Source organism: Pseudomonas sp. USTB-Z (genome assembly GCF_019691255.1).
Classification (GTDB): Bacteria; Pseudomonadota; Gammaproteobacteria; order Pseudomonadales; family Pseudomonadaceae; genus Aquipseudomonas; species Aquipseudomonas alloputida.
Genome location: NZ_JAECZP010000001.1, coordinates 235,833 through 257,294, shown reverse-complemented (window position 1 = coordinate 257,294; position 21,462 = coordinate 235,833). Strand labels below are relative to the sequence as shown.

Below are 21,462 nucleotides of genomic sequence, written 5' to 3'. Positions count from 1 at the left end.
AAGGGTGCGCCGGGTGGACCCGGCGGCAAAGATGATCAGGTATTGGCCTCCAGCCAGCCTTGCAGCAGCAAGGCAGCGGCAATGGCATCGACCGGATTGTCGCGGTAGCTGCCACGCTGGCCGCCACGGGCCATGCGCTCGCCTTTGGCCTCGAAGGTGGTCAGGCGCTCGTCGTGCGTGTGCACGGGCAGGTTGAAGCGGCCGTTCAGGCGGCGGGCGAACTTTTCGGCGCGGGCGCTCATCTCGCTGGGCGTACCGTCCATGTTCAGCGGCAGGCCGACGACAATGGCATCTGGCTTCCATTCGGCAATCAGCTTTTCCACCTGGGCCCAGTCCGGTACGCCGTTCTGCGCCTTCAGGGTGCACAGTTCGCGGGCCTGGCCGGTAATCACCTGGCCGACGGCCACGCCGATCTGTTTGCTGCCATAGTCGAAGCCCAGCAGCAGGCGTAGCTCAGCCATCAGGCGTGGCCCGCCTGGCTGGTCAGCAGGTGCAGGTTGATCCCCAGGCTGGCGGCCGCAGCCTCAAGGCGCAGGTCGCTGGCCATACCGAAGACGATTTCCGGGTCGAACGGGCAGTTCAGCCAGGCGTTGTCGGCCAGTTCCGCTTCCAGTTGGCCCGCTTCCCAACCGGCATAGCCCAAGGTGATCAGGCTCTGTTTCGGGCCCACACCGGCGGCGATAGCCAGCAATATGTCCTGTGACGTGGTCAGCGACAGCCCTTCCAGCGCCACGCTGGCCTGGAAACTGCACTCGCTGCTGTGCAGCACGAAGCCGCGGTCGGTTTGTACCGGGCCACCCTGGTAGATCGGCACCTGCAAGGTGCTGGCCGGCGGCGTTTCGTCCGGGCGCAGCTGCTCGAGGATGTCGGCCAGGCTCAGTTCCTGTGGTCGGTTGACCACCAGGCCCATGGCGCCATGCTCATTGTGCTCGACGATATACGTGAGGGTCTGGGCGAAGTTCGGATCGGCCATGTGCGGCATGGCGATCAGGAACTGGTGCTTGAGGTAGCTGGGTGCGAGGGTTTTCATGGGGGATAGTGTGGCGCCAGGTGGCGAGACTGACAAGGTGCGGATTTGTGTCGTCAGGTTGGCGCTTGGCTTGAGGTTTTTGGCGCTTTTGAGATCGAGCGCCGCCCGCGCGGCGCTCGATATCCGCGCTAGCACGCACCGAAAGCCCTACACCAAGGCTGAACTCAATTACTGGACAAACGGTCCCCACGGGCAAAGCGCCAGGTGCGGATGATCTCCAGCCGGTCGAACTCGGCCAGATCACCGGTAAACGGTGCAAACGGCGCGGCCAGCCGCACGATGCGCTGCGCCGCCTGGTCCAGTACGGGCTGCCCGGACGATTCCAGCACCAGTACCTCGTACAGCGAGCCATCGCGGTTGATCGACACCATCATGCGCAAGTTGCCGTAGATCTGCTGTCGGCGTGCTTCATCGGGGTAGTTCAGGTTACCCACGCGCTCGACCTTCTTGCGCCACTCTTCCTTGTACCAGGCGCCCTTGTCGCGCATGGTCGACGCGGCGTTCAGGCGATGGATGCGTGGGCGCTTGGCGTACATCTGCTGCTCGTTGGACAGCTCCGCCTCCAGGCTGGCGATCTGGCTGGACAACTGCGAGCTGTCGAAGTCCGGCGCCGGTGTGGCTGGCTTGGGCTGTGCTTTGCTTTCCTTGGGTTTGGGTTCGACCTTGTGCGGCTTGGGCGCAGTAGTCACCACCGCCGACTTTTTCGGGGTAGGGGGTGGTACCACCTCGGGCCTGGCCGCAGGCGGTGGGGTGATCTTGTTGATCTTGCTGTCCTGGAACGGCGCCAGCTCGGTGGTCTTGGGCACCGCTTTCTTGTCCAGGGTGCCGCTGCCTTGCTGGTTGTCCTGGGCCTGGAAGTCAGCCTTCTCGGGCGGTTTCTCGCTCTTGAAGGTGGCCAGGGTGATGTCCATGGTGTGGCGGATTTCGGCAGGCTTGACCACGGTGAAACCGACGCCAAGGATCAGCGCCAGGTGCACCAGCGCAGCCAGGAACAGGGTGAAGCCAAGCCGGTCCGCAGGGCGAACACGGGGAGGCAGCAGGTCGGCAGGGACGTCAGCGGGCAGCGTCATCAGGTATCCAGCAACCGCAGGGCGGGGCAGCAGCTCAGTCGAATAGGACCGGCATCATACCCCACTCTACGGCTTTACTTCGCGTTGGCTGTCAGCGTGCCTTGAGCTTGCGATCAATGGCATCCATCAGTTTGCCACCGATATCGGTGTTGTAGGCGGCATCGATCTCGCGGATACAGGTGGGGCTGGTGACGTTGATTTCGGTGAGGTAGTCGCCGATCACGTCCAGGCCAACGAACAGCAGGCCCTTCTCGCGCAGCGTCGGGCCGACCTGGGCGGCGATCCAGCGGTCGCGCTCGGTCAGTGGGCGGGCTTCGCCACGCCCGCCCGCGGCCAGGTTGCCACGGGTTTCGCCGCTGGCCGGGATGCGTGCCAGGCAATAGTCCACTGGCTCGCCATCGATCATCAGGATGCGCTTGTCGCCGTCCTTGATTGCCGGCAGGTAGGCTTGGGCCATGATCTGCTGGGTGCCCAGTGCGGTCAGGGTTTCCAGGATCACCGACAGGTTGGGGTCGCCCGCCCGGTGACGGAAGATCGACGTACCGCCCATGCCATCCAGTGGCTTTAGGATCACGTCGGCATGCTTGGCGGTGAATTCGCGAAGGATGTCCGGGCGGCGGCTGACCAGGGTCGGGGTGGTGCATTGCGGGAACAGCGTGGCGAACATCTTCTCGTTGCAGTCGCGCAGGCTTTGCGGGCGGTTTACCACCAGTACGCCGTCGTTCTCGGCTTGTTCCAGCAGGTAAGTGCTATAGACGAACTCCATGTCGAAGGGCGGGTCCTTGCGCATCAGGATCACGTCCAGCTCGGCCAGCGGGCTGTCCTGCTCCTCGCCCAGTTCAAACCAGCGTGCAGGGTCGGCAAACACCGTCAGCGGGCGCATGCGGGCGCGTGCCTTGCCTTCGCCCTGGTACAGGTCTTGCTGTTCCATGTAGAACAAGCTCCAGCCGCGTGCCTGGGCGGCCAGCAGCATGGCCAGCGAGCTGTCCTTCTTGTAGGAGATGGACGCGATGGGGTCCATTACAATGCCGAGGCGAACGCTCATGGGGGGTCCTCTTGGCGGCAGGTGGCCGCGGTGGATCGAAAGAAAAGTGGCTCAGGGTGGCGCCGGGAACGCCGCCGGTCAAGGGGCGCGGCAGATGGAATGGCCACCCGGAGTGTGCTAAAAATGCAGCTGCAAGCCTTGAGCTACAAGCCTCAAGAAAAGAGCATCCATGCGCCGAGCTGCTTTCTTGCAGCTTGCCGCTTGCAACTTGCGGCTTCAATCCTACTGGTAGGCGTCTATGGAACAACCCCTGAAGGTGATGGTGATCGACGATTCCCGCACGATCCGCCGCACCGCGCAGATGTTGCTCGGTGAAGCGGGCTGCGAGGTAATCACCGCCAGCGATGGCTTCGATGCCCTGGCCAAGATCGTCGACCATCAGCCCAGCATCATTTTTGTCGATGTGCTGATGCCACGCCTGGACGGCTACCAGACCTGCGCGGTAATCAAGCACAACAGTGCCTTCAAGGACACCCCGGTTATCCTGCTGTCGTCCCGCGATGGGCTGTTCGACAAGGCCCGCGGCCGGGTGGTCGGTTCCGATCAGTTCCTGACCAAACCGTTCAGCAAGGAAGAACTGCTCGATGCGATCCGCGCCCATGTGCCCGGGTTTGCCACACCTCAACAACACGCACCCTGACCGAGCCCCGCCATGGCGCGGTCCTACTTTCCTGATGGGGAAACAGCATGGCCCGAGTTCTGATTGTCGACGACTCGCCGACAGAGATGTACAGATTGACCGAATGGCTGGAAAAGCACGGCTACCAGGTGCTCAAGGCCAGCAACGGTGCCGACGGCGTGGCCCTGGCCCGGCAGGACAAGCCCGACGCGGTGCTGATGGACATTGTCATGCCTGGCATGAACGGCTTCCAGGCCACCCGCCAGCTCAGCAAGGACCCGGAAACCAGCGCTATTCCAGTGATCGTGGTAACCACCAAGGACCAGGAAACCGACCGTATCTGGGCCACGCGCCAGGGTGCCCGTGACTTCCTGACCAAACCGGTGGAAGAGGAGGCGCTGATCGCCAAGCTCAAAGAAGTGCTGGGGGCTTGACCACCCGCCCGCAAGGCGCGTCGCTGACCGCCTTTGAGTTGTTGCTGGACATCGACCGGCGCTGCCGCCTGCTGGTCGCCGACCAGCCGCCGCAGGACAACCGCGTGCAGCAGTGGAGCGGCATTGGCTTTCGCATTGCCGGGCAGTGGTTCGTCGCGCCCATGGGCGAAGTGGCCGAGGTGCTGCGCGAGCCGCGCAGTAGCCGCGTCCCCGGCGTGCAGCCGTGGGTGTGCGGGGTGGCCAACCTGCGTGGCCGGCTGTTGCCGGTGATGGACCTGAGCTGCTTCTTCGGCCTGGGCCACGCCGCACCGGGCAAGCAGCGGCGAGTGCTGGTGCTGGATCACGACGACCTGTTCGTCGGCTTGCTGGTCGACGAGGTGCTGGGCCTTCAGCACTTTGCCCTCGACAGCCTGCAGCTGTCGCCGCCGCAGCCGCTGATCCCTGCCGCTGCACGCTTTGTGCAGGGGCATTTTCCGCGTGAACGTAACTGGGCGATCTTCAGCCCCTTTGCCTTGGCCCAGGCGCCAGGCTTTCTCGATGTGGCGTTATAGGACCTGCGAACGTGAACAAGCCTGCCACCCCCGTCACTGCCACCACCGTGAGCCCACGTACCCGCAGCATCGCGCAGATCACCGTGCTGTTCCTGATCCTGATCCTTTCGATCATCTTGCTGTTCGCCAACTTTGCTTACCTGAATACCCAATCCAACTACGACAAGCAGTACATCGGCCATGCCGGCGAGCTGCGCGTGCTGTCGCAGCGTATCGCCAAGAACGCCACCGAGGCGGCCACCGGCAAGGCCCTGGCTTTCAAGCTGCTGTCGGATGCACGCAATGATTTCGAACGACGCTGGGGCTACCTGCGCCAGGGTGACAAGTCCACTGGCCTGCCGCCTGCGCCACCTGCGGTGCGTGACGAGATGGAATCGGTACGCCGCGACTGGGAAAACCTGCGCAAGAACACCGACATCATCCTGGCCAGCGAGCAGACCGTGCTGTCGCTGCACCAGGTGGCAGCGACCCTGGCCGAGACCGTGCCGCAGTTGCAGGTGGAATACGAAAAAGTGGTCGAGATCCTGCTGCAGAGCGGTGCCCCGGCCAACCAGGTTGCGGTGGCCCAGCGCCAGCTGTTGCTGGCCGAACGTATCCTTGGCTCGGTCAACACCGTGCTGGCCGGTGACGACAGCGCCGCCCAGGCGGCCGATGCCTTCGGCCGTGACGCCGGGCGCTTTGGCCAGGTGCTGGAGGGTATGCTCAATGGCAATGCGACAATCCAGATAACCCGTGTCGAGGACGCCGACGCGCGTGCGCGGCTGGCCGAAATCGCCGAGCTGTTCCAGTTTGTTGCCGGTTCGGTGGATGAAATCCTCGAAACCTCGCCCGAACTGTTCCGTGTGCGGGAGGCTGCGGGCAACATCTTCAGCCTTTCGCAAACCCTGCTCGACGAAGCGTCGCACCTGGCGAACGGTTTCGAGAACCTGGCTGGCGGGCGCACCCTCGACACCGTTGGCGGCTATGCCCTGGGGCTGCTGGCGCTGGCCTCGATCATCCTCATCGGCCTGGTCATGGTGCGCACCACCAACCGCCAACTGCGCGAGACCGCAGAAAAGAACGAACGCAACCAGCAGGCCATCATGCGCCTGCTCGACGAAATCGAAGAGCTGGCAGATGGCGACCTGACGGTGACCGTATCGGTGACTGAAGACTTCACCGGCGCCATTGCTGACTCGATCAACTATTCCGTGGACCAGTTGCGCGACCTGGTCGCCACCATCAACCACAGTGCAGTGCAGGTCGCCGCCGCTGTGCAGGACACGCAGAACACTGCGCGGCAACTGGCCAAGGCCTCCGAACACCAGGCTGCACAGATCAGCGAGGCGTCCGAGGCGGTGGGTGACATGGTCGAGTCGATCGATCGGGTTTCGGCGCATGCCTACGAATCGGCCAAGGTGGCCGAGCGTTCGGTGGCCATCGCCAACAAGGGCAACGAGGTGGTGCACAACACCATCAACGGCATGGACAACATTCGCGAGCAGATCCAGGACACCGCCAAGCGGATCAAGCGCCTGGGCGAGTCCTCCCAGGAAATCGGCGACATCGTCAGCCTGATCGACGACATTGCCGACCAGACCAACATTCTTGCCCTGAACGCCGCTATCCAGGCCTCGCTGGCCGGTGAGGCCGGCCGCGGATTTGCCGTGGTTGCCGACGAGGTGCAGCGCCTGGCTGAGCGCTCATCGTCTGCCACCCGCCAGATCGAGGCGCTGGTGCGTACCATCCAGGCCGATACCAACGAAGCGGTGATCTCCATGGAGCAGACCACCGCCGAAGTGGTGCGTGGCGCACGCCTGGCCCAGGATGCCGGGGTGGCGCTGGCCGAGATCGAAGGGGTATCGCAGAACCTCGCCGACCTTATCCACAGCATCTCCGACGCTGCCCAGTTGCAGACCTCGTCGGCCGGGCAGATCTCCCACACCATGGCGGTGATCCAGCAGATTACCGCGCAAACCTCTGCCGGCTCCGGTGCCACCGCCGACAGCATCCGCCACTTGGCCCGCATGGCCAGCGAGATGCGCCGTTCGGTGTCCGGTTTCACCCTGCCACCCCCTACCGAGCCGCGTTAAGGAATAGTGACCATGGCTTCTGCAGTAAGCCCCGAGCGTCACGAAACAGTGGCGCTGGCCTGGACCAAGGCCGCCATCCTCGATTGCCTGGGCCAGGCACGGCAGGCGCTGGAGCGCTTTGCCGGCGAGACGGGCGACCTGTCGATGATGGCTTTCGTGGTCGACAACCTGCACCAGGTGCACGGCTGCCTGCGCATGCTCGAACTGCGCGGCGCCACGCGCCTGGCCGAGGAGCTGGAGCTGTTTGCCAAGGCGTTGGCCGACGGCCAGGTCAGCCCCCGGGGTGATTGCCTGGGCGCATTGTTCCGCGGCCTGGAGCAGTTGCCCTCGTACCTGGAGCGGTTGCGCGGTGCCCGCCACGACCTGCCACTGGTCATGCTGCCGTTGCTCAACCAGCTGCGTGCCTGCCGTGGGGAGGAACCGCTGGCCCAGGCCAGCCTGATGACCGGCGCCGCCCAACGCTTCGCGGGTGACGATGATCTTGCCAACCTCGACCTGTCGCTGGGCAACTGGCGTGACCAACTGCAGGCCGGGTCGGGGCGCGATGCGCTGCGTTCGGTGGTGACTGCACTGTGCGATGACTTGATGCGCATCAAGGAGCGGCTGGACCAGTTCGGGCGCGGCGACCGTCAGCACCGCGAACAGCTCGATGCGCTGTTGGCGCCGTTGCGCCACGTGGCTGACACCCTGGCGGTACTGGGCTTTCAGCAACCGCGGCGGGTGATCATCGACCAGGTGCTGGCGTTGCAGGCATTGGCTCAGGGCGAGCGGGCGGTGGACGACGCGGTGTTGATGGACGTGGCGGGGGCCCTGCTGTACGTGGAGGCCTCCCTGAACGGCATGGTCGGCCCTTTGGAGGAAAACGGCCAAGGCAGCCTGCCGGGCTCGGACCTGGCCGAGATACGCCAGCTGGTGCTGAATGAATCGCTGAACGTGTTGCAGCAGGCCAAGGATCTGATCGGCGATTACCTGGAGTCCGACTGGCCGCGGCAACGTCTGCAGCCCTTGCCGGGGCTGTTGCAGCAGATTCGCGGGGCACTGGCCATGTTGATGCTGCCGGCCGTGGCCGAGCTGTTTGTCGGCTGCGCAAGCTATGTGCAGCGTTGGCTGCAGCACCTGGAGGAAGAGCCGCCGCTTGATGAGCTGACGCATTTGGCCGAGGCACTGAGCGCTGCCGAATGCTACCTGCAATGGCGCACGGCAGACCCGCTGGCCGATGGCCAACCCTTTATCGAGATGGCACGGGCCAGCCTGGCGGCGCTGGGTGTGCAGTGCGCGGTGGTTGGGGCCAGCGCAGACCTGGACGGCAGTGGCGACGGCATCGATGACGAGCTTCGCGAGGTGTTCCTTGATGAAGCGGGCGAGCTGCTGCCGGAAATCGAGCGCCACTGGCTGCGCTGGCGTGCCGACAACCAGCAGCGCGAGGCGCTGGGCGAAGTGCGTCGCGCGCTGCATACACTCAAAGGCAGTGGCCGCATGGTGCATGCCGAGGCGGTGGCTGAACTGGCCTGGGGCGCCGAGCACCTGCTGAACCGGGTGCTCGAGGGCCGCAGCGTGCTCACCCCGGAAGGGGTTGTAGCGCTGCAGCAGGTGTTCGTTCACCTGCCTGACTTGCTGGCCGACTTTGCCGCCGGCCAGTTGCCGCAACTGACTGAAATCGAGCAATTGGCCGGGCACCTGCACAGCCTGGCCGAAAACGATGCCCCGGCGGCTGCCGGTGTCGATGGCCTCGATCCGCAGTTGCTGGGCATTTTTCGTACCGAGGCGCAGGGCCATCTGGCCAGCCTTGAGGTTTATCTGCAAAGCGCCGGCGGCCACGATACGCCGGTCAGTGATGACTTGCAGCGTGCCTTGCACACGCTCAAAGGCAGTGCCGCCATGGCCGGGGTGATGCCGGTCGCCGAACTGGCCACCGCCTTCGACCGCCTGGCCCGTGAATACAAGGGTCATCAACTGCCACTGCAAATGGCCGAGATGGAGTGGCTGGAAGCTGCGCGGTCGTTGTTCCATCTGGGCTTGGCGCAACTCGATAGCACACCGCTGGCCGCCATTCCCGGCGCCGCGGAACTGATCGAGCAGGTGGGCCAGGCCGTGGACGGCCGCCTGGCCAGTCTGCATGAAGACTCGCACCATGCCGGCCGCAGCAAGCGTGATCCGCAGTTGGTCGCCAGCTTCCTGGCGCAGGCCATGGACATTCTGCTCGATGCAGAGACGTTGTTGTCGCGCTGGCAGCAACAGCCCGCCCAGCGCGACGCACTGGATAACCTGCTCGACCAGATGACCACCCTGGGGCACGCTGCGCACCTGGCCGACCTGTGGCAGATGGATGAGGTGTGCGAGGCGTTGCTGGACCTGTATGGCGCGGTGGAGGAGGGCAGCCTGCCTGCCGATTCCCGCTTCTTCAGCCAGGCCCAGCGGGCCCATGAGGCCTTGCTGGACATGCTGGACGAAGTGGCGGCCGGGCAGGATATTCCACCGCGCCCGGAGCTGGTCGATAGCCTGCGCAACCTGCTGGACCAGGCCCTGGCGCCGGATGCCACCGGCCTGGTGGGCATCGATACGGTCACACCGCTGCACCCGGACATGGACCTGGCCGATACCTTGGGGCTGCCGCACCCGCCGTTGCAGCCGCAGGTGGCAGAGCCGCTTGCCGAGGCGCCGGAAAGCCCCGGCGAAGAGCTGCTGGAAGTGTTCCTGGAAGAAAGCTCGGACATCGTCGAGAGCGCCGCGGCGGCTCTGGCGCGCTGGCAGGCCGACCCGCGCAGCAGCGTCGAGGTGGACAACCTGATGCGCGACCTGCACACCCTCAAAGGCGTGGCGCGCATGGTCGAAATCACCCCGATCGGCGACCTGGCCCACGAACTGGAGTTCCTCTACGAGTTGTTGGCTGCGGGTAGATTGCCGCCAAGCGCGCCACTGTTCGCACTGCTGCAGAACTGCCACGACCGGCTGGCGCATATGCTTGACGCTGTGCGCCTGGGGCAGCCGCTGCATGCCGCCACGGCGCTGATCGACTACATTCGCAACTTCAGCAGCGCCGCACTGACAGACACTGCCGCAGGCCAGGGGCCGCCAGAAGCTGCAACCGCCGAAGTTCCGGCAGCAGCACCAGAGCGGGCACCGGGTGACATGGTCAAGGTCGACGCCGAGCTGCTCGACGACCTGGGTAACCTGGCCGGCGAGCACTCGATCATCCGTGGGCGCATCGAGCAGCAGGTCAACGACGCGCAGTTCGCCCTCAACGAGATGGAGACCACACTCGAGCGCATGCGTGATCAGTTGCTGCGTCTGGATGTCGAGACCCAGGGGCGAATCTCCAGCCGGCAGCAGTTCGAAGGCGATGCCTATGACGACTTCGACCCGCTGGAAATGGACCGCCACTCCCAGCTGCAGCAGCTGTCACGGGCCCTCTTCGAGTCTGCCTCGGACCTGCTCGACCTGAAGGAGACCCTGGCTCAGCGCGCTCAGGAGGCCTACAGCCTGCTGCAGCAGCAGGCGCGGGTGAACAGCCAGTTGCAGGAGGGCCTGACTGCCACCCTGATGGTGCCGTTCGAGCGCCTGGTGCCGCGCTTGCAGCGCGTGGTGCGGCAGGTGGCCAGCGAGCTGGGCAAGCAGGTGGAACTGGTGGTTGGCAATGCCGAGGGCGAACTGGACCGCAGTGTGCTGGAACGTATGGTGGCGCCGCTGGAGCATATGCTGCGCAACGCCGTTGACCACGGCCTGGAAAGCCGCGCAATGCGCCTGGCCGCCGGCAAGCCGGAGCAGGGCACCATTCACCTGAATTTGCTGCATGAGGGCGCCGATATCGTCATCGAAATGACGGATGATGGTGCTGGCGTGCCTCTGGAAGCAGTGCGGCGCAAGGCCATCAAGCGCGGCCTATTGGACCCGCAGGCGCAGTTGAGTGACCACGAAATCCTGCAGTTCATCCTGCGGCCAGGCTTTTCCACCGCCGAAAAGATTACCCAGATTTCCGGGCGCGGGCTGGGCATGGATGTGGTGCACGAGGAGGTCAAGCAACTGGGTGGCTCGATGAGTATCGAGTCGGCGCAGGGCAAGGGCGCGCGTTTCCTGATCCGCCTGCCGTTCACCGTGTCGATCAACCGTGCGCTGATGGTGCACCTGGGCGATGAGCAGTACGCCATTCCGCTCAATACCATCGAGGGCATTGTCCGCGTGCCACCTGCCGAGCTTGCGGCGTGCTACCAGCTGGACTCGCCGCGCTATGTCTATGCCGGCCACGAATACGAGCTGCGCTACCTGGGCGAGTTGCTGCAAGGCCTGCCGCGCCCGGCGCTGCTTGGGCAAAGTGTGCCGTTGCCGGTGCTGCTGGTGCACTCCAAGGAGCAGTCGTTTGCCATCCAGGCCGACAGCCTGTCGCCCAGCCGCGAGATCGTGGTGAAAAGCCTGGGGCCGCAGTTTGCCGCGGTTGCCGGGTTATCGGGGGCGACACTGCTGGGCGATGGCCGGGTGGTACTGATTCTTGACCTGCTGGGCCAGCTGCGCGGCCAGCAGCGACGGCTAGCCCGCCTGCCCGGAGGCGGTAGCCAACGCCAGTTGCTTGGCCCGGCACCGCGCCGTGCCTTGCTGGTGATGGTGGTGGACGATTCGGTAACCGTACGCAAGGTTACCAGCCGCCTGCTGGAGCGCCACGGCATGAGCGTGCTCACGGCCAAGGATGGCGTCGATGCCATGGCCCTGCTGGAAGAGCACCGGCCCGACGTGTTGTTGCTGGACATTGAAATGCCGCGCATGGACGGCTTCGAGGTGGCCACACGCATCCGCCGTGACGCACGGTTGAAAGACTTGCCGATCATCATGATCACCTCGCGTACTGGGCAGAAGCACCGGGACCGCGCCATGGCCATCGGTGTCAACGAATACCTGGGCAAGCCGTACCAGGAGTCGCTGCTGTTGCAGAGCATCGCCCATTGGAGCCAGGCCCATGCTTGAACTGATTTCCGGCCAACGCAGCAGCCTGACCGGGCTGTTGCTACCGTTGGGGGACCGCACGCTGGTGTTGCCCAACGTGGCGGTGGCCGAGTTGAGCGGGCAGCGTAACCTGGTGTGCCAGCATGGCGACCCCGCCTGGCACCTGGGGTGGATCAACTGGCGTCAGCAACGCCTGCCGTTGATCGGTTTCGAGGCCGCGTGCGGTGGTGAGACGCCGTGCGGGGAGCGGGCTCGCGTGGTGGTGCTCAATGCGTTGGGCGATACCGGTTTGCGGTACCTGGCGCTGTTGCTGCAGGACATTCCGCGCTCGTGCAAGCTCGACAGCCAGCTGAACTACGTGGATGTGGCGCTGGGCAGGTTGGAGCTGGCGGCGGTGCAGGTGGGTGAGCAGGTGGCGCGGGTGCCGGACCTGGTCGCATTGGAAAGGCTGGTGCGTGACGCGGATCTGCAACCTGACCTTGGTTAGGATGTGAGGCGCAGGGCCTGGTGGTCTGGAGTGGGAGCGGCCTTGTGTCGCGATAGGGCTGCGCAGCAGCCCCGGCGGTTCATGCAGTGGCAATGACAGCCTGGGGCCGCTTCGCGCCCCCTTCGCGACACAAGGCCGCTCCCACAAAGAACGAAGCCATCAGCATCACAACAGGAACCCTGCCCACCTCAGGAGGTCTGTGTTTGCATGTATTACGGTGAACGCTTCAACGCCTGGACCCACCTGGTCGGTGCCGTCCTCGCTGCTATTGGTGCCATCTGGCTGATCGTGGTCGCGGGCCTGCAAGGCGACCCGTGGAAGATCGTCAGCTTCTCCATCTACGGCGGCACGCTGCTGTTGCTGTACAGCATCTCCACCCTGTACCACAGCACCCGTGGGCGGGCGAAAGTGATCATGCGCAAGCTCGACCACCTGTCGATCTATCTGCTGATTGCCGGCAGCTACACGCCGTTTTGCCTGGTCAGCCTGCGCGGCCCTTGGGGATGGAGCCTGTTCGGCGTGGTCTGGGGGCTGGCGATCATCGGCATGTTGCAAGAGATCAAGCCGCGCTCCGAGGCGCGGATCCTCTCGATCATCATCTACGCGGTGATGGGCTGGATCGTGCTGGTGGCAGTCAAGCCGCTGCTGAACTCGCTGGGCACTGCCGGCTTCGCCTGGCTGGCTGCCGGCGGCGTGTTCTACACCGTCGGCATCATCTTCTTCGCCTTCGACAGCCGCTTCCGCCACTGGCATGGCATCTGGCACCTGTTCGTGATCGCTGGCAGCCTGATGCACTTCGTGGCGGTGTCGTTCTACGTGCGCTAGTTAAAAATCGCCCCACAACTGCTGTGCCACCGACAGCGCCACCACCGGCGCGGTCTCGGTGCGCAGCACGCGCGGGCCAAGGCGTGCTGCGTGGAAGCCGGCGGCTTTGGCCTGCTCGACTTCGGCCTCGCTAAGGCCGCCTTCGGGGCCGATCACGAAGGCCAGTGTTGCGGGCTTTTCATGGCTGGTGAGCGGCTCGGCCACCGGGTGCAGGACCAGTTTCAGGTCAGCCTTGGTGCTGCTCAACCATTCGGCCAGAGGCACGGGTGGGTGAATGACTGGCAAGGTAGAACGCCCGCATTGTTCACAGGCGCTGATCGCCACTTGGCGCCAGTGGGCCAGGCGCTTGTCGGCGCGTTCGTCTTTCAGGCGCACTTCGCAGCGTTCGCTGACGATCGGGGTGATTTCGTTGGCGCCAAGTTCGGTGGCCTTCTGGATCGCCCAGTCCATGCGCTCGCCACGGGAGAGGCCCTGGCCCAGGTGCACATGCAGCGGTGAATCGGCCTGGCCGGCAAAGGCCTGGTCAAGGCTGACGCGGACAGTTTTCTTGCCCACCTCGAGCAACTGACCACGGTATTCCTGGCCGCTGCCATCGAACAGCTGCACGGCGTCGCCGGGTGCCATGCGCAGCACGCGGCCAATGTAATGGGCCTGGGCCTCGGGCAGGTCGTGCTCGCCAAGGCTCAGGGGGGCGTCGATGAAGAAGCGGGACAGTCTCATGGGTTTGCTCGGTAAATAGAGAGACGCAGATCCCCTGTGGGAGCGGGCGTGCCCGCGAATCAGGCGCCGCGGTGCCTGGCAAGGGCTTCGCCCTTGTTCGCGGGCTCGCCCGCTCCCACAGGAAAAGTGGTGTGGCGAATTGCCGGGCCTAGCCCGGGTCGCGGAAGTCGGGGTGGAAGTTGGCCGGCACTGCGACACTGATGCTATCGCGGGTGGCGATATCAATGCCTTCGCTGGCCACTTCGGCAAGGAAGTCGATCTGCTCCGGGGTGATCACGTACGGCGGCAGGAAATACACCACGCTGCCCAGCGGTCGCAGCAGGGCGCCGCGGGTCAGGGCGTGCTCGAACACCTTCAGGCCACGGCGCTCCTGCCAGGGGTAGGCAACCTTGCCTGCCTTGTCTTGAACCATTTCGATGGCCAGGGCCATGCCAGTCTGGCGTATTTCGGCAACATGAGCATGATCGGCCAAATGTGCAGTGGCTGTGGCCATGCGCGTGGCCAGGGCCTTGTTGGCCTCGATCACGTTGTCCTGCTCGAAGATATCCAGGGTCGCCAGCGCTGCAGCGCACGCCAGCGGGTTGCCGGTGTAGCTGTGCGAGTGCAGGAACGCGCGCAGTGTCGGGTAGTCGTCGTAGAACGCCTGGTACACCTTGTCGGTGGTCAGGCAGGCGGCCAGCGGCAGGTAGCCGCCGGTCAGGGCCTTGGACAGGCACAGGAAATCCGGGCGGATGCCGGCTTGCTCGCAGGCGAACATCGTGCCGGTGCGGCCGAAGCCCACGGCGATCTCGTCATGGATCAGATGCACGTCGTAGCGGTCGCAGGCCTCGCGCAACAACTTGAGGTACACCGGGTGGTACATGCGCATGCCACCGGCACCCTGTATCAGCGGCTCGACGATCACGGCGCTGATCGAGGTGTGGTGTTCGGCCAGGGTCTGCTCCATGGCCTGGAACATGTTGCGCGAGTGCTCTTCCCAGCTCATGCCCTCGGGGCGCAGGTAGCAGTCAGGGCTTGGCACCTTGAGGGTGTCGAGCAGCAGCGCCTTGTAGGTTTCGGTGAACAGCGGCACATCACCCACCGACATGGCGGCAATGGTTTCGCCATGGTAGCTGTTGGTCAGGGTGACGAAGCGCTTCTTGTCCGGTTTGCCGATGTTCTGCCAGTAGTGGAAGCTCATCTTCAGCGCCACCTCGATGCACGACGAGCCATTGTCGGCATAGAATACCCGGTCGAGACCGGCCGGGGTCATGGCGATCAGGCGCTCGGACAGCTCGATCACTGGCTGATGACTGAAACCGGCCAGGATCACGTGCTCGAGCTGGTCGACCTGGTCCTTGATGCGCTGGTTGATGCGCGGGTTGGCATGGCCGAAGACGTTGACCCACCAACTGCTCACCGCATCCAGATAGCGTTTGCCCTCGAAGTCTTCCAGCCACACGCCTTCGCCGCGCTTGATCGGGATCAGCGGCAGCTGCTCGTGGTCTTTCATCTGGGTACAGGGGTGCCACAGGACCTTGAGGTCGCGTTGCATCCACTGATCATTGAGGCCCATGGGCACTTCTCCTGGCTTTGCGGCGTGGTTCGACCGCGTAAGCCTAAGCAATGCCGCAGGGCAGGACAACCGCTGCCGTTCAATGGCGGTGGGTGCCGGTCCATTCCAGCTTGCGGATATGCACGGTGCCGGCGTGCGAGGTGGAGATGGTCAGGCGCCGAAAGGGGCCGTCAATCACCTGGTAGTAGGGGTGTGTAGCGATCGGGCCCGGGCGAGCGTCCCGGAAGCCGCTACCTTCGAGGGTGAGCCAGTAAAAAATGCGAGGGGATGGCGCAACCAGGTCATAGTCGATGTTCTCGGCATCGAACAACATGTGCAGGTCTTCGCTCAGAAAGTCGCTGACTACGTAGTATTCCAGCCGCAGGGACTCGACCTCTTGAGCGAACGCAATCGAAATTTCGCTGTGTTCACCAATGACCAGCTCGGTACCGTCCTCGCCCTTGAAGGCTTCGTGAAAGCCGATCCAGGACGTGCTGCTGGCGTGGAAGCTCAGGCCTGAGGCTGTGCGAAGTGTCTGCTTGTGTAACAGAAGCTGCCGCTCCACTTGGTTGAAACGCTCCTCGAAGATCATGCGCAGCCCCCCCTGGCGGGCTTTTGGCCATCTTCGCCAGCTTCGTCTACCACCCTGTGACATGGCTACTGGCAAAAATGTCAGTTGCCAAAAGGACTTGATGTCACTGCGCTGGCAGGGTGACCGGACCTGACGTATTCTTAACGCATCTTCCCGGGGCATTCCTGCCTCTCCCCGTTTCTGTAACCTCTGACTCGGAGTTCGCCGACATGGCTGCTGCTTGGGTGCGCCTGTGCGCGTTGGTATTGATTGGTGTGTCCAGCGGCGCTGCGCTGGCAAAAGACAAGACGCCCACGGCGATTGTCGTGGGGGGTGGCCTGGCAGGCCTGACGGCAGCCTACGAGCTGCAGAACAAAGGCTGGCAGGTGACCCTGCTGGAGGCCAAGGCGGGCATGGGCGGGCGTTCGGGCCTGGCCACCAGCGAGTGGATCGGCAACGCCAAGGCACAGCCGGTGCTCAACCAGTACCTCGACCGTTTCAAGCTTGAAACACTGCCGGCGCCCGAGTTCGTGCGTACCCCGGGTTACTTGATTGACGGCGAATACTTCAGCGCCAGCGATCTGGCCACCAAGCAACCGGCCACTGCCGAGGCGCTCAAGCGTTACGAGAAAACCCTTGATGACCTGGCCCGTTCGATCGATGACCCGCTGAACCCGCAGGCAACCAGCACGCTGTTCGCCCTTGACCAGATCAACGTCTCCACCTGGCTGGACAAACTGCAACTGCCGGCCACCGCCCGTCAGTTGATCAATCAGCAGATCCGCACCCGCTACGATGAACCGTCGCGCCTGTCGCTGCTGTACTTCGCCCAGCAGAACCGCGTGTACCGCGGCGTCAGCGACCGCGACCTGCGCGCCGCGCGCCTGCCCGGTGGCAGCCCGGTGCTGGCCCAGGCTTTCGTCAAGCAGTTGAAAACCATCAAGACCAGCTCGCCGGTTACCGCCATTGTCCAGGACAAGGATGGTGTCACGGTAAAAGTCGGCAGCGTCGGCTACAAGGCGGATTATCTGGTCATGGCTGTGCCCCTGCGCGCGCTGGCCAAGATTCAGATGACCCCTGGCCTGGACAGCCAACACCTGGCGGCGCTCAAGGGCACCAATTATGGTTGGCGCGACCAGATCATGCTCAAGTTCAAGAAACCCGTATGGGAAAGCCGCGCACGCATGTCGGGCGAAATCTTCAGTAACGCCGGCCTCGGCATGCTGTGGGTCGAGCCGGCGCTCAAGGGTGGTGCCAATGTGGTGATCAACCTGTCCGGCGATAACGCTCGCCTGCTGCAGGCCTTTGGTGAAAAGCAGATGGTCGACCAGGTGCTGATCCGTCTGCATGCGTTCTACCCACAGGCCCGTGGTGCTTTCACCGGTTACGAGGTCAAGCGATACAGCGCGGACGCTGGCACGGGTGGTGCCTACCTGGCCTACGGCCCGGGGCAGATCAGCAAATACTGGCGCCTGTGGGAACGTCCGGTGCAGCGCATGACCTTTGCCGGTGAGCACACGGATGCCCTGTATCCGGGCACTCTGGAAGGCGCCCTGCGCAGTGGCCAGCGTGCGGCCAGCCAGGCACAGGACCTGTTGGCCGGCAAGTCGTTCGACCCGGCCAAGGCGCTGCCGGTTGCGGCGGCGGCAGGTGCGGTGGCCGCCAAGGAGAGCAAGGGCGGATTCTTCTCCAATATGTTCGGCGGTTCGTCCGACAAGGGCGACAAAGCTGACAAGGCGCCGGCCAAAGCTGAGCCTAAGCAGGCCGAAGAGGCCAAGCAGGACAAGCCAGGCTTCTTCAAGCGCCTGTTTGGCGGGGCGGAAACGCCAGAGGTGAAGGCTGAGCCAATAGCCAAGGCTGAGGAAGTGGCGCCTGCACCTGCGCCCGCTCCACAGGCGGCTCCGGCTCCTGCAGCACCTGCGCCTGTGGCCAAGGAAACGGCTGCCAAGCCTGCGGCAACCAAAGCCGCTCCCGCCAAGCATGCGCCCGCGCACAAGCCAGCCCACAAGCCTGCCGAGACGAAGAAGGCGACAGCCAAGTCGGAGCCTGCGAAGAAGGCTGTAACCAATACCCAGGCCAAGGCGGGCTGATCGATCGACAGTGTCGGCCTGTTCGCAGCCTGAGGGCCGGCACTGCAACCCCAACTCTCCGACTATCGTTAATGTTTTCTTAATGGTCAGCTAACAGAATAAATATCGGATTCCTCGATAATCCAAAGCAATTTTTTCCGCTTTTCTTCGATACGTTACGCGTTAGTCTGTGCATAGCTTTCACGGGGAAACACGCAACATGCAACTGCGCAATTCACCTTCTCGCTACGGCGTGGTCAGCATCATCCTGCACTGGGGCGTGGCGCTGGCAGTTTTCGGCCTGTTCGGCCTGGGCCTGTGGATGGTCGGCCTCGACTACTACAGCCCTTGGCGCAAAGCTGGCCCGGACCTGCACAAGAGCATCGGCCTGGTGCTGCTGGCGGTGATGCTGCTGCGGGTAGTCTGGCGTTTCATCAGCCCGCCACCACCGGCACCCACCAACCACGGCGCAATCACACGCCTGGCGGCCAAGCTGGGCCACCTGGCCCTGTACCTTGGGCTGTTTGCGGTGATGGTTGCCGGTTACCTGATTTCCACCGCCGACGGCGTCGGCATTCCGGTGTTCGACCTGTTCGAAGTGCCGGCACTGATCAGCGACCTGCCTGACCAGGCAGATGTGGCGGGTGTGGTTCATTTGTGGCTGGCTTGGGGGCTGGTGATTTTTGCCGTGCTGCATGCCCTTGCCGCGCTCAAGCATCATTTCATCGACCGTGACGCGACCCTGACTCGCATGCTGGGCCGCAAAGCTTGACTCTCAACCTCAATTACACAGGAAGGAACAGGATGTTGAAAAAGACTTTTGCCGCTCTGGCGCTCGGTACCGCTCTGCTCTCTGCTGGCCAGGCCATGGCTGCCGAGTACAAGATCGACAAGGAAGGCCAGCACGCGTTCGTTGACTGGAAAATCAGCCACCTGGGCTACAGCTTCATCCACGGTACTTTCAAGGATTTCGACGGCAACTTCAGCTGGGACAGTGCCAAGCCTGAAGCCAGCAAGATTAGCGTCGACTTGAAAACTGCCAGCCTGTGGTCGAATCACGCCGAGCGTGACAAGCACATCGCCAGCGCCGACTTCCTCGACGTGAAGAAGTACCCGGACGCCAAATTCGTTTCCACCAGCGTCAAGTCGACTGGCGACAAGACTGCTGACGTGACTGGCGACCTGACCATGCACGGTGTCACCAAACCGGTGACGTTCAAAGCTACCTTCAACGGTGAAGGCAAGGACCCATGGGGTGGTGAGCGCGCAGGCTTCAACGCCACCACAACGCTGAACCTGAACGACTTCGGCATCAAAGGCCCAGGCGCTACTTCGCAGACCCTGGACCTGGATATCAGTGTTGAAGGTGTGAAGCAGAAGTAATTTCTGCTGGCTGAAGACCGAGGGGGCCGCTTTGCGGCCCTATCACGACACAAGGCCGCTCCCGCAGAGAATTTCTTGATCTCTGCAGGAGCGGCCTTGTGTCGTGATAGGGCTGCCAAGCAGCCCCCTCGGTACTTCTATCAGCCCTTGCGGGTCAGCAGCGCCGGGCGCTCACCGCGTGGGCGGCTTGGCAGGTCATCCAGTTGCTCAGGCGTCGGGAAGCGGTCCAGTTTGGACTCCTTGCGAATGATCACTGGCTGTTTTTCCGGCTGACGCGGGTTGCGCACGGCCGGCTCTTGCCGGGCAGCATCGTCACGCGCAGGGCGACCACGGCCACCGCCGCCATCACGACGGGCACCGCCACCGTTGTTGGCGCGGGGCGGGCGTTTTTCTCCGCCACCACTGCGTGGCTGGCCGCCATTGCGGGCTTGGCCTTGGCCGCCAGCGTTGCTGCGTTGACCATTGCCTTGCCCCTGACCTTGGCCAGCACCACCTGGGCGACGGTTGCGGCCCTGGTTCTTGCCCTGGTACGGACTGACATAGTCGGCGCGGTTACCGAAGTTATCGACCTCGTCGTCCAGGAACTCTTCCGGGTCGCGGTCTGCTGGCGGTTTCGGCACGCCGTTATTGCTGGCCTGCTGTGGGCGTGGCTTCTTGTCACGCGGCTTGCGCGGCTGCTGCTGCTTGTCGCCGCTCTTTTCCTTGTCGTCCGGCTTGGCCGCAGCTTGCTGCCTGGCTTTGCCTTTGTCCTTGCCTTTGTCCTTGCGGCCGCCGTTGCTGTCTTTGGCACCTTCGCCGCGGGCTTGCTGGTTGCGGCCACCGCGGCCGTTGTTTTGCGGGCGCTCGCGTGTTTCAGGCTTCTCGGCTTCGACCTGGCTGGCGTCGAAGCCCATCAGGTCGCCATCCGCGATGCGCTGCTTGGTCACCCGCTCGATGCTCTTGAGCAGCTTTTCTTCATCTGGTGCGACCAGGGAAATAGCTTCGCCCGAACGACCGGCACGGCCGGTACGGCCAATGCGGTGGACGTAGTCTTCCTCGACATTCGGCAGCTCGAAGTTGACAACGTGGGGCAACTGGTCGATGTCCAGGCCGCGGGCAGCGATGTCGGTGGCGACCAGTACGCGCACGCTGTTGGCCTTGAAGTCGGCCAAAGCCTTGGTGCGGGCGTTCTGGCTCTTGTTGCCGTGGATCGCGGCGGCGGTCAGGCCTTGCTTTTCCAGATACTCGGCCAGGCGGTTGGCACCGTGCTTGGTTCGGGTGAACACCAACACCTGTTCCCAGGCGCCCAAGGTGATCAGGTGCGCCAGCAGGGCACGCTTGTGGCTGGCAGGCAGCCGGTACACCCGCTGCTCGATACGCTCGACGGTGGTGTTCGGCGGGGTGACCTCGATACGCTCCGGGTTGTGCAGGAGCTTGTCGGCGAGGTCGGTGATGTCCTTGGAGAAGGTGGCCGAGAAAAGCAGGTTCTGCCGCTTGGCCGGCAGGCGGGCGAGCACCTTCTTGACGTCGTGGATGAAGCCCATGTCGAGCATGCGATCGGCTTCATCAAGTACCAGGATTTCCACGTGGGCCAGGTCGACCTTGCCTTGGCCGGCCAGGTCGAGCAGGCGGCCTGGGCAGGCGACCAGCACATCAACGCCTTTGGCAATGGCCTGGATCTGCGGGTTCATGCCAACGCCGCCGAAGATGCAGGCGCTGACCAGTGGCAGGTCACGGGCATAGACTTTGAAACTGTCATGCACCTGGGCTGCCAGTTCGCGGGTCGGTGTCAGGACCAGGACGCGAGGCTGGCGCGGGCCATGGCGCTGCGATTTGTCGGGATGGCCGGCCGGGAACAGGCGCTCGAGAATCGGCAGGGCGAAGCCGCCGGTTTTACCCGTACCTGTCTGTGCGGCAACCATCAGGTCGCGGCCTTGCAACACGGCGGGAATGGCCCGCTGTTGCACGGGGGTCGGCTGGGTGTAGCCCGCAGCCTCGATAGCGCGGACAAGAGCCTCGGAGAGACCGAGGGAAGCAAAGGACATGGGCGATCCTGTTCTCGTGTGGGCTGGGCCCGTTGGGATGTTCTGCCTGGCGCGACGGGCATCGGTGAAATGCGATCGCGTCCGGTCCAGCTGGGC

18 protein-coding genes are annotated in these 21,462 nt (G+C 63.9%); 10 read left to right on the top strand and 8 right to left on the bottom strand.

What is annotated here, in order from left to right:
* Positions 1-35 precede the first annotated feature (35 nt).
* The 4 genes from ruvX to gshB all read right to left on the bottom strand — a co-directional run bounded on the left by ruvX (position 36) and on the right by gshB (position 3,145).
* The gene (gene ruvX, locus I8746_RS01155) at positions 36-461 is read right to left on the bottom strand and encodes a Holliday junction resolvase RuvX (protein WP_003249316.1); all 426 of its coding nucleotides are present in this window, start codon (positions 459-461) and stop codon (positions 36-38) included.
* Positions 461-1,030 carry a YqgE/AlgH family protein gene (locus tag I8746_RS01150; RefSeq protein WP_003249318.1) on the bottom strand — a complete coding sequence of 190 codons (570 nt, stop codon included), beginning with the start codon at positions 1,028-1,030 and terminating at the stop codon, positions 461-463. Before I8746_RS01150 ends, ruvX begins: the two co-directional genes overlap by 1 nt.
* 164 nt (positions 1,031-1,194) lie before the next feature.
* Positions 1,195-2,100: an energy transducer TonB gene (locus tag I8746_RS01145; RefSeq protein WP_014754675.1), complete on the bottom strand. Its 906-nt coding sequence runs from the start codon at positions 2,098-2,100 to the stop codon at positions 1,195-1,197.
* Between the two features lie 91 nt (positions 2,101-2,191).
* Complete coding sequence (gene gshB / locus I8746_RS01140; protein WP_003249322.1) at positions 2,192-3,145, bottom strand: glutathione synthase; 954 nt, start codon at positions 3,143-3,145, stop codon at positions 2,192-2,194.
* A 238-nt stretch (positions 3,146-3,383) separates the two neighbouring features.
* Here gshB and I8746_RS01135 point away from each other — a divergent pair, with 238 nt between their 5' ends.
* From I8746_RS01135 to trhA, 7 genes are all read left to right on the top strand, one after another.
* A complete protein-coding gene (locus I8746_RS01135; protein WP_003249324.1) occupies positions 3,384-3,785 on the top strand; it encodes a PleD family two-component system response regulator in 402 nt (133 codons plus the stop codon).
* Between the two features lie 47 nt (positions 3,786-3,832).
* Entirely contained in the window at positions 3,833-4,198 is a 366-nt protein-coding gene (gene pilH, locus I8746_RS01130) for a twitching motility response regulator PilH (protein ID WP_014592657.1), read from the top strand.
* Positions 4,195-4,749, top strand: a complete 555-nt coding sequence (locus tag I8746_RS01125) for a chemotaxis protein CheW (protein ID WP_014754673.1) — start codon at positions 4,195-4,197, stop codon at positions 4,747-4,749. The genes pilH and I8746_RS01125 overlap by 4 nt, the downstream gene beginning before the upstream one ends.
* A gap of 47 nt (positions 4,750-4,796) precedes the next feature.
* Positions 4,797-6,821 (top strand): methyl-accepting chemotaxis protein, encoded by a 2,025-nt coding sequence (locus tag I8746_RS01120; RefSeq protein ID WP_256658262.1) that lies wholly within the window; start codon positions 4,797-4,799, stop codon positions 6,819-6,821.
* 12 nt (positions 6,822-6,833) lie between these two features.
* Positions 6,834-11,774 (top strand): Hpt domain-containing protein, encoded by a 4,941-nt coding sequence (locus tag I8746_RS01115; protein ID WP_221099841.1) that lies wholly within the window; start codon positions 6,834-6,836, stop codon positions 11,772-11,774.
* On the top strand, positions 11,767-12,240 hold the full coding sequence (locus I8746_RS01110) for a chemotaxis protein CheW (protein ID WP_014754670.1): 474 nt from the start codon (positions 11,767-11,769) through the stop codon (positions 12,238-12,240). Before I8746_RS01115 ends, I8746_RS01110 begins: the two co-directional genes overlap by 8 nt.
* Before the next feature lie 207 nt (positions 12,241-12,447).
* Positions 12,448-13,065 (top strand): PAQR family membrane homeostasis protein TrhA, encoded by a 618-nt coding sequence (gene trhA, locus I8746_RS01105; protein ID WP_003249338.1) that lies wholly within the window; start codon positions 12,448-12,450, stop codon positions 13,063-13,065.
* Here the strand turns inward: trhA and I8746_RS01100 are convergent, their stop codons facing one another.
* The 3 genes from I8746_RS01100 to I8746_RS01090 form a co-directional block, all read right to left on the bottom strand.
* On the bottom strand, positions 13,066-13,785 hold the full coding sequence (locus tag I8746_RS01100; RefSeq protein WP_012053909.1) for a 16S rRNA (uracil(1498)-N(3))-methyltransferase: 720 nt from the start codon (positions 13,783-13,785) through the stop codon (positions 13,066-13,068).
* Positions 13,786-13,933: 148 nt separating this feature from the next.
* Positions 13,934-15,340 carry an adenosylmethionine--8-amino-7-oxononanoate transaminase gene (locus I8746_RS01095; RefSeq protein ID WP_014754667.1) on the bottom strand — a complete coding sequence of 469 codons (1,407 nt, stop codon included), beginning with the start codon at positions 15,338-15,340 and terminating at the stop codon, positions 13,934-13,936.
* A 79-nt stretch (positions 15,341-15,419) separates the two neighbouring features.
* On the bottom strand, positions 15,420-15,911 hold the full coding sequence (locus tag I8746_RS01090) for a hypothetical protein (RefSeq protein ID WP_014754666.1): 492 nt from the start codon (positions 15,909-15,911) through the stop codon (positions 15,420-15,422).
* A 209-nt stretch (positions 15,912-16,120) separates the two neighbouring features.
* On the opposite strand from I8746_RS01090, the gene I8746_RS01085 reads away from it, so the two are divergent.
* From I8746_RS01085 to I8746_RS01075, 3 genes are all read left to right on the top strand, one after another.
* Positions 16,121-17,980, top strand: a complete 1,860-nt coding sequence (locus I8746_RS01085; protein ID WP_014754664.1) for a flavin monoamine oxidase family protein — start codon at positions 16,121-16,123, stop codon at positions 17,978-17,980.
* 199 nt (positions 17,981-18,179) lie between these two features.
* On the top strand, positions 18,180-18,731 hold the full coding sequence (locus I8746_RS01080; RefSeq protein WP_088513301.1) for a cytochrome b: 552 nt from the start codon (positions 18,180-18,182) through the stop codon (positions 18,729-18,731).
* A 32-nt stretch (positions 18,732-18,763) separates the two neighbouring features.
* Positions 18,764-19,342: a YceI family protein gene (locus tag I8746_RS01075; protein WP_003249350.1), complete on the top strand. Its 579-nt coding sequence runs from the start codon at positions 18,764-18,766 to the stop codon at positions 19,340-19,342.
* Between the two features lie 140 nt (positions 19,343-19,482).
* On the opposite strand, the gene I8746_RS01070 is transcribed toward I8746_RS01075, so the two are convergent.
* Positions 19,483-21,366 (bottom strand): DEAD/DEAH box helicase, encoded by a 1,884-nt coding sequence (locus I8746_RS01070; protein WP_012053905.1) that lies wholly within the window; start codon positions 21,364-21,366, stop codon positions 19,483-19,485.
* Between the last annotated feature and the right edge of the window lie 96 nt (positions 21,367-21,462).

What these genes read in the sequence shown, in the direction of transcription:
- trhA (WP_003249338.1), top strand. Translation starts at nt 12,448, where the DNA reads ATGTATTACGGTGAACGCTTCAACGCCTGGACCCACCTGGTCGGTGCC.
- I8746_RS01095 (WP_014754667.1), bottom strand. Translation starts at nt 15,340, where the DNA reads ATGGGCCTCAATGATCAGTGGATGCAACGCGACCTCAAGGTCCTGTGG.
- pilH (WP_014592657.1), top strand. Translation starts at nt 3,833, where the DNA reads ATGGCCCGAGTTCTGATTGTCGACGACTCGCCGACAGAGATGTACAGA.
- I8746_RS01145 (WP_014754675.1), bottom strand. Translation starts at nt 2,100, where the DNA reads ATGACGCTGCCCGCTGACGTCCCTGCCGACCTGCTGCCTCCCCGTGTT.
- ruvX (WP_003249316.1), bottom strand. Translation starts at nt 461, where the DNA reads ATGGCTGAGCTACGCCTGCTGCTGGGCTTCGACTATGGCAGCAAACAG.
- I8746_RS01110 (WP_014754670.1), top strand. Translation starts at nt 11,767, where the DNA reads ATGCTTGAACTGATTTCCGGCCAACGCAGCAGCCTGACCGGGCTGTTG.
- I8746_RS01090 (WP_014754666.1), bottom strand. Translation starts at nt 15,911, where the DNA reads ATGATCTTCGAGGAGCGTTTCAACCAAGTGGAGCGGCAGCTTCTGTTA.
- I8746_RS01115 (WP_221099841.1), top strand. Translation starts at nt 6,834, where the DNA reads ATGGCTTCTGCAGTAAGCCCCGAGCGTCACGAAACAGTGGCGCTGGCC.
- I8746_RS01075 (WP_003249350.1), top strand. Translation starts at nt 18,764, where the DNA reads ATGTTGAAAAAGACTTTTGCCGCTCTGGCGCTCGGTACCGCTCTGCTC.
- I8746_RS01080 (WP_088513301.1), top strand. Translation starts at nt 18,180, where the DNA reads ATGCAACTGCGCAATTCACCTTCTCGCTACGGCGTGGTCAGCATCATC.
- I8746_RS01150 (WP_003249318.1), bottom strand. Translation starts at nt 1,030, where the DNA reads ATGAAAACCCTCGCACCCAGCTACCTCAAGCACCAGTTCCTGATCGCC.
- I8746_RS01135 (WP_003249324.1), top strand. Translation starts at nt 3,384, where the DNA reads ATGGAACAACCCCTGAAGGTGATGGTGATCGACGATTCCCGCACGATC.
- I8746_RS01070 (WP_012053905.1), bottom strand. Translation starts at nt 21,366, where the DNA reads ATGTCCTTTGCTTCCCTCGGTCTCTCCGAGGCTCTTGTCCGCGCTATC.
- gshB (WP_003249322.1), bottom strand. Translation starts at nt 3,145, where the DNA reads ATGAGCGTTCGCCTCGGCATTGTAATGGACCCCATCGCGTCCATCTCC.
- I8746_RS01085 (WP_014754664.1), top strand. Translation starts at nt 16,121, where the DNA reads ATGGCTGCTGCTTGGGTGCGCCTGTGCGCGTTGGTATTGATTGGTGTG.
- I8746_RS01100 (WP_012053909.1), bottom strand. Translation starts at nt 13,785, where the DNA reads ATGAGACTGTCCCGCTTCTTCATCGACGCCCCCCTGAGCCTTGGCGAG.